The organism is Roseovarius marisflavi (genome assembly GCF_900142625.1).
Classification (GTDB): domain Bacteria; phylum Pseudomonadota; class Alphaproteobacteria; order Rhodobacterales; family Rhodobacteraceae; genus Roseovarius; species Roseovarius marisflavi.
Genome location: NZ_FRBN01000008.1, coordinates 140,022 through 146,021, shown reverse-complemented (window position 1 = coordinate 146,021; position 6,000 = coordinate 140,022). Strand labels below are relative to the sequence as shown.

General features: G+C 57.5%; 6 protein-coding genes and 1 tRNA gene. 5 read left to right on the top strand and 2 right to left on the bottom strand.

Going from position 1 to position 6,000, the window contains the following annotated elements; all coding sequences use genetic code 11:
• Positions 1 to 238 precede the first annotated feature (238 nt).
• On the bottom strand, positions 239 to 1,141 hold the full coding sequence (locus BUB78_RS09635) for a ketopantoate reductase family protein (protein WP_220083995.1): 903 nt from the start codon (positions 1,139 to 1,141) through the stop codon (positions 239 to 241).
• A gap of 216 nt (positions 1,142 to 1,357) precedes the next feature.
• On the opposite strand from BUB78_RS09635, the gene BUB78_RS09630 reads away from it, so the two are divergent.
• The 3 genes from BUB78_RS09630 (at position 1,358) to BUB78_RS09620 (ending at position 3,412) form a co-directional block, all read left to right on the top strand.
• Positions 1,358 to 2,176: a dienelactone hydrolase family protein gene (locus BUB78_RS09630; RefSeq protein ID WP_073197494.1), complete on the top strand. Its 819-nt coding sequence runs from the start codon at positions 1,358 to 1,360 to the stop codon at positions 2,174 to 2,176.
• 436 nt (positions 2,177 to 2,612) lie between these two features.
• On the top strand, positions 2,613 to 3,146 hold the full coding sequence (locus BUB78_RS09625) for a hypothetical protein (RefSeq protein ID WP_139279303.1): 534 nt from the start codon (positions 2,613 to 2,615) through the stop codon (positions 3,144 to 3,146).
• The gene (locus BUB78_RS09620; RefSeq protein ID WP_084732819.1) at positions 3,143 to 3,412 is read left to right on the top strand and encodes a hypothetical protein; all 270 of its coding nucleotides are present in this window, start codon (positions 3,143 to 3,145) and stop codon (positions 3,410 to 3,412) included. Before BUB78_RS09625 ends, BUB78_RS09620 begins: the two co-directional genes overlap by 4 nt.
• 138 nt (positions 3,413 to 3,550) lie before the next feature.
• Here the strand turns inward: BUB78_RS09620 and BUB78_RS09615 are convergent.
• A tRNA-Lys gene (locus tag BUB78_RS09615) sits at positions 3,551 to 3,626 on the bottom strand.
• Positions 3,627 to 3,858: 232 nt separating this feature from the next.
• On the opposite strand from BUB78_RS09615, the gene dapF reads away from it, so the two are divergent.
• Both dapF and mtaB read left to right on the top strand, forming a co-directional pair.
• The gene (gene dapF, locus BUB78_RS09610) at positions 3,859 to 4,692 is read left to right on the top strand and encodes a diaminopimelate epimerase (protein ID WP_073197490.1); all 834 of its coding nucleotides are present in this window, start codon (positions 3,859 to 3,861) and stop codon (positions 4,690 to 4,692) included.
• Positions 4,689 to 5,948, top strand: coding sequence for a tRNA (N(6)-L-threonylcarbamoyladenosine(37)-C(2))-methylthiotransferase MtaB (mtaB, locus tag BUB78_RS09605; RefSeq protein ID WP_073197488.1), 1,260 nt, complete (start codon positions 4,689 to 4,691; stop codon positions 5,946 to 5,948). Before dapF ends, mtaB begins: the two co-directional genes overlap by 4 nt.
• The last annotated feature ends 52 nt before the right edge of the window (positions 5,949 to 6,000 follow it).

Genomic DNA, 6,000 nt, shown 5'->3' with positions numbered 1-6,000 from the left:
AAGGCAGCTCAACGAACGACCCCGAAAAACGCTCAACTACGAAACACCCGCCGAGCGTTTCAATGCATGTGTTGCATCGACCCGTTGAAACCGCCGCCCGAAGCAGACGTACTAAATCAGTGCCTTTGCCGAAGTGTAACCGGACATTAATCGTAATTTCAGGGAGCGGCAGGTCTGAGCGGCGGCGCGGTCGTTGCACAAAAAACAACGAGCGTCCGCAATCGCGAAAAGCGGCCGACTACATACCGTTTTTGTGAGGAAGAAGAAGTGCATATAGTGCTTGGTTTGCAGGTGCATCTACGCCAAGCCTTCTGGCTAGCCTCACTGCTGCGCCCGACACCCAATCGATTTCAAGAGCGCGGCCATTTTCAAGGTCTATTGCTGTCGATGCCCGCATTGTTGGCGGCAGGGAACTCGCCATAGTCCAAGTCTTTTCTTCAATCTCGGGGTCAAGCGCTACCCCCGAGGCTCGACCGATTGAAGCAGTTTCTGTCACGACCTGACGAAATAGTGCGCCAAGCTGAGGATAGGCCATTACATCTTTCATCATGCATCGCCCTGCGGCAGTTACACCAGATACTGCAGAGAACAGTACAAATTTCGACCAGACATCTCGCTCAATATCATCCGTTGGAGGGGCGGATGATCCGGCTTCGTTAATTGCATTTCTCAACGCGTTGATGCGGTTAGACGGTTGACTGTCACGTTCTGCAAAGGTGAACCTATTAAACTCACCAGTTTGCTTGATAATCCCGGGTGAGCCGATTGTCGTCGAAATCTGGGCCATCCCATTGGCCACATTCCTTTCGGGAATAAACTCAAGCAACCGGTCGGATGCCTCGACGCCATTTAGGAACGGTACAACAACAGTGTCTGGCCCCAACATCGGCAAGCATGCTCGCGCTGCGGCTTCAAGCGCATCGCCTTTGACGCCAAAGATTATCACATCGACCAGACCGACATTGGACGGCTCAGATGTTGCAATCCAAGGCTGCACAAACTCAACACCCGATGGGCCATCTAGAGCCAGCCCATTCTCCAAGATAGATGCAAGGTGTTCGCCTCGCGCTATTGTTGCGACCTGGTGCCCACTATTGCCCAACTTGACTGCAAGGAAGCCTCCGATTCCACCAGTCGCCATTGTTGCAATTCGCATTTGGTCCACCCCAACATATTCATTTGATCTCAAATGATAGCATCTGATAGCTTTGTAGCCCAGTGTGCGATGGGAATATCCGCCTGTGTTGTCCAGCCGGCCGCTTGAACCTGGATAAAGCAAAGAGCTCCGCAATGCTTGTCAGGTTTCCAAGTCTGATCTAAGCTTTACAACATGCGTTGTCTTGTCATCCTAATCGGAATGTTGCTTGCGCCACAGGCTTGGGCGAATGGTGCATGGGAGGAGATCTGGTCGGCCGAAGGCACGATCATCCGCGGATGGTTGGCAACCCCCGAGGGTGACGGTCCGCATCCCGCCGTCGTGATGATGCATAGCTGCTTTGGCCCTGTTGATGATCAGGATGAACTGGCGGCGCACGACAGGTCTTGGGTGAATATTCTGACCGATGTCGGCTACGTCGTCCTTGCGGTCGACAGCTATACGCCGCGGGGCGCTGGCTCCTTGTGCCAAGAGAGAAACCGTCCGGTCCTAGCCCGCGCCGAGCGTCCGTGGGATGCGATCGGCGGGCTTCAATTCTTGCAGGAACGATCCGATGTGATCGGCGACAAGATCGCCATCATGGGCTGGTCGAACGGGGCGATCAGCCTTCTTTGGGCAGTCAGGGATGGCGCCAGTGCCGCCACCGCGCTGGAAGGGCCGGATTTTCGCACGGCTGTCGCATATTATCCCCTATGCAATGACGTCGTGAGTCGGATCGACGACTACTTGCCGAGGGTTCCGGTTCTTGTCCAGATCGGTGCTGATGATGACTGGACAGACCCTGAACCATGCCGCTCACTCGTCTCAGAGACACGATCGCGCGGCGGCGAGATGGCTCTCGAGGCTTACGATCAATCCTTTCACCTGTTCGACGCTCCTGACACGCCTGTTCGTCCGTTCATGGCTGTGAACGACGTTGAAGAGACAGGTCTTATAGAAATCCACTTCGGAACCAACGATGCCGCCCGTGACCAGTCGATCCGGCGCACGCTCGATTGGCTTGCCGATCACCTTCGCTGAAGCCCTACACACAGCACCGGATTTTGGCACGGTTTTGCATCGAGCATCCTAGGCGAAGGTCTGAAATGTCCCGCACAGCGGAACTAGACATGCCAAATCTCGCTGCGCTGTGAATGAATGGCGGCTTTCTTCTCTGCGGCGCAGCTAACAATTTTGGCTTACAGATTGCTGCGTGAGCGAGCTTCAGCACGGGAGCACTTCCGCTATGGGCTCGAGGCGGTCATCTGAGTGTTTTTGTCGGATGACTGCTAACCGTCGTTGAGCAGCCATTCGCTAAATCAAAAATCAAGCAAGACATCACGCCAAGCCCCTGTTCAACACTCGCCTCACGTGTGGTATCATGATACCGTTATAGCGGAAGGCGCGAGGCAATTGGCAAAACCTAATTAGTCCCAAATAGCCAACCTGACGCGTGTTTCTCAACAAGGATTATGGCATGGGAAAAATCGAAAAGGTCACGGACCAACCGCCGAGACATGATCTGTTCACCTTCGATCGGGACGAAGATGGTGCACTGCATGTCTTCCAGCACGGCGAAGACGCCCTGAACAGAATCTTTGGCAGTGAAAGCCCGGCAGTGAACGAGGCATTACTTTGCCATGGGTATCTCACACTAAATAGGTCAGAGGCCGAAGACGGCGCAAAAGATATGCGGGGTTTTCTGCCTGCGATCGTCCGGGAGATTGCCCCACGTGACGGCATTGAGCGTATGCTGGCTGTCCATATGGCCACAACGCACATCGCCCTGATCCGGCAGGGCGGACGCATGGCAAATGCTGAACAATTACCTCAGTTTGAGGCACACGAACGGGCATATAATAAGCTGGCACGAACCTATGCCGCTCAGGTCGAAGCTCTGCGCAAGCACAGAAACGGAGGCAAGCAGACAGTTACGGTGCAGCACGTGAATGTCGAAGAAGGCGGTCAGGCAATTGTTGGCAATGTTCAGGCCGGGGGGGAGAGGCCATGAAGAAAAGTGACACCAACCCCATGAGCAAGGCCCATGCGGCCCCTAGGTGCATGGCCACATCAAAAAGGACTGGTGAGCGATGCAAGGGGCCTGCGGTGAAGGGCTGGGCCGTTTGCAGGTTTCACGGAGCAGGCGGCGGACACGGCGCTGGCAAAGCGAATCCCGCTTACAAGCATGGCATTCGCTCGCGCGAATATGTCGAGATGCGCAAAGCGATAAACGACTTGGTGCGGGAAGAGAAAGAGATCGAGGCGCTGATAAAGTGACACTCGATCTCTTTGGAAATATTCAGTGCGAGCAAAAAGTGTTCAGCGAGATTCCACTAGTAGTGTCAAAAGCTTGGCCACGTGGTGACACGAAGCAAGCGACAATCCGATAATTTGCCTCTAAGTTATTGAAAATATTGGTGAGCCGGCAGGGGTTCGAACCCTGGACCTACTGATTAAAAGTCAGTTGCTCTACCAGCTGAGCTACCGGCTCTCACCATATGTTGGGGGACGCTACGCCCACCATCGTCGCAGTCTTAAACTTAAAAACGTCATAAGCTAGGACTGGCTGCACCTTGCCGCATCCTGATTGGTTGTCCAACCTGAAAAGAGTCAGTGCGTGGGGCGGTGTCTAGAAAGAGCAGTGCAGGGGGTCAACCCCGAAAGTGCAAGTAATTCGTGGGATATGCTGGATTCGTCTGACAGCTGGGTTTATATGCCCGCAAATGACTGATTATCGCGACACCGGGTTGCCCTTTATGAAAATGCACGGGCTGGGGAACGACTTTGTCGTGCTGGATGCGCGTGCGCAGGGCCTCGATCTGTCACCGGGTCTTATTATGGGCATTGCGGATCGCCACAAGGGAATCGGTTTTGATCAGCTTGCGGTGATCGAAGCGGGCGCGGGCGATGCACATCTGACGTTTTACAACGCTGATGGCTCGACCTCGGCGGCCTGTGGCAATGCCACCCGCTGTATCGCGCGCCACCTGATGGACGAATCTGGGAAGGCGCGGCTTCATCTGACCACGGCGCGTGGCGATCTTTACGCGGTGGATGCGGGCGATGGGTTGACCTCGGTCAATATGGGCCAGCCACAGCTTGACTGGCGCGATATCCCGCTGGCTGAGGAAATGGACACGCTTGAACTGCCGATTGAAGGCGGGCCGACGGCCACCGGCATGGGCAATCCGCATTGCACCTTTTTTGTCGAAAATGCCGAGGCGATACCGCTTGAACAATTCGGCCCCCGTTATGAGCATCATCCGCTTTATCCCGAGCGCACAAATGTGCAGGTGGCAAGCCTTGTCGGCGAAAACCACCTTCGCATGCGGGTCTGGGAGCGGGGCGTCGGCGTCACGCTGGCGTCCGGCTCGTCATCCTGTGCGACGGCGGTGGCGGCGGCGCGCCGGGGCCTGACGGGCCGAAAGGTGCGGATTGACCTTGATGGCGGCACGCTTGAGGTCGAGTGGCGCGACGATGGCGTCTGGATGACCGGGGCGACCTGTCATGTGGCGAGCGGTGTTCTGACGTCGGCATTTCTGGCGGCGCATCCATGACCGCTGTGCCAAAATTCACCACGCTCGGATGTCGGCTTAACGCCTATGAGACCGAAGCGATGAAAGAGCTGGCCGGGCAGGCCGGGCTTGGCAATGCGGTGGTGATCAACACCTGCGCCGTGACCTCTGAAGCGGTGCGCAAGGCGCGTCAGGAAATTCGTCGCCTGCGGCGCGAAAATCCCGACGCGCGCCTTATCGTGACCGGATGCGCCGCCCAGACCGAGCCGGAAACCTTTGCCGCCATGCCTGAGGTCGACGCGGTCATCGGCAATACTGAAAAGATGCAGCCCGGCACCTGGGGCAGGCTTGCCGCCGATTTCATCGGCGAGACAGAGCGCGTTCTGGTCGATGATATCATGTCGGTGACCGAAACCGCCGGACACCTGATTGACGGGTTCGGAAGCCGCAGCCGCGCCTATGTTCAGGTGCAGAACGGCTGTGATCATCGCTGTACCTTTTGCATAATCCCGTTCGGGCGGGGCAATTCGCGCTCTGTTCCTGCGGGCGTGGTGGTCGATCAGATCAAACGGCTTGTCGGCGCGGGCTATAACGAGGTGGTGCTGACCGGGGTCGATCTCACAAGCTGGGGTGCTGATCTTCCGGCTCTGCCGAAGCTTGGCGATCTGGTGATGCGAATCCTCAAGCTGGTGCCGGATCTGGCGCGGTTGCGGATCAGCAGCATCGATTCGATCGAGGTGGATGAGAACCTGATGCAGGCGATCGCCACCGAGCCGCGCCTGATGCCGCATCTGCATCTGAGCCTTCAGCACGGCGATGACCTAATCCTCAAGCGGATGAAGCGGCGCCACCTGCGCGACGATGCGATCCGCTTTACCGAAGAGGCGCGCAAATTGCGCCCCGAGATGACATTCGGTGCCGATATCATCGCCGGGTTTCCGACCGAGACCGAAGCGCATTTCGAGAACTCGCTGCGCCTTGTCGAGCAGTGTCATCTGACGTGGCTGCACGTGTTTCCCTATTCGCCGCGCCCCGGCACGCCTGCGGCGCGGATGCCACAGGTGGATGGGCGCGCGATCAAGGCCCGCGCGGCGCGCCTGCGCGCGGCGGGCGAGGCGCAGGTGGCCCGCCATTTGCAGGATCAGCAGGGGCGCACCCATGCTGTCCTGATGGAAAGCGCGCGCATGGGGCGGACCGAGCAGTTTACCGAAGTCAGTTTTGACAGCGACCACCCCGAGGGCCAGATCGTATCGGCGCAGGTGACGGGCGTGCGCGGGACGCAATTGACGGCGGCCTGACCGGTTCGGCCTGTCGCGCCCATGTTTGCGCCCGGCGATGGTGGCGCGGATG